The organism is Protofrankia sp. Cr1 (genome assembly GCF_963555865.1).
In the GTDB taxonomy this organism is placed as follows: domain Bacteria; phylum Actinomycetota; class Actinomycetes; order Frankiales; family Frankiaceae; genus Protofrankia.
Window position 1 is genome coordinate 11,371 of sequence record NZ_CAUVXO010000153.1, and the last position, 819, is coordinate 12,189.

An 819-nucleotide genomic window follows, 5' to 3' on the forward strand; every position below is an offset into this window, starting at 1 on the left:
CGGTAGGTGGTTCTGGTCATCAGGATGGCCTCAACGACCTACGCACCCCGGCCCCGTCACCCGGATTCTGTTCACCGGCAGCGCCTCAGGCGATCTGACGGAGGTCGTTGCCGTAGTCGAAAATGATCCGCATGCGGGCACCCAGCGCCCGGGCGTACCGGCTCAGCGTCGCGACCTCGTTGACGTCGAGGTCACCGTTCTCGATCTGGCTTACCCGCCCCGGTGAGACGCCCATCAGCTCGGCTACCTGACGCTGTGTCAGACCCAGCCGCTTGCGCTCCTCGCCAAGGTGGAAGGCACTGATCCAGGACTCAGTGCGCGCCCGCTCGGCGGCAAGCGCCTCATCGTCGCCGTCGTGCAGCTCGGCACGGATGTCATCCCAGTCATGGAACTCGGTCATGAGCCCTCCCGCCGTTTCCTCTCAAAGGCCAGCCACCTGTCGTATGCGACCTCTGCTAAGTGGTCTCGCCCGTAAGTCCTTCGGGGGTTGACACCTGGGCAGGCGGGGGCGGTCAGCTGTCGGGGGTCGACAGGTTCCGCTCGTAGGCGCCGTCGAGGGCCTCTTCGGGGGTGCCGGTGAAGGTGCCGGTGGGCAGGAGGGTGTCCTGGTATCCGTTTTTGCTCGCGAGGTGGAGGGCGAATCCCCGGTGGGTGGCGGATCCGGTGGAGCGCAGCCGTATCAGCGGGATGGGCTCGTCGTCGGTGACCTGGCCCTCGATGGCGGTGCACACGCCGCGGTGGCGGATGTGCAGGTCGGCGAGTGGGGGCCGGCGGGTGGCCGCGTGGATGTGTAGCCGCTGTGACAGCGATGCCTTGGTG

Annotated in this window: 2 protein-coding genes; both read right to left on the reverse strand. The window is 67.3% G+C overall.

Features of this window, described 5'->3' with window-relative positions:
* Positions 1-85: 85 nt before the first annotated feature.
* The gene (locus U9980_RS13820; RefSeq protein WP_322768280.1) at positions 86-400 is read right to left on the reverse strand and encodes a helix-turn-helix transcriptional regulator; all 315 of its coding nucleotides are present in this window, start codon (positions 398-400) and stop codon (positions 86-88) included.
* A gap of 112 nt (positions 401-512) precedes the next feature.
* A partial coding sequence (locus tag U9980_RS13825; protein ID WP_322768281.1) for a hypothetical protein occupies positions 513-819 on the reverse strand: 307 nt, incomplete at its 5' end.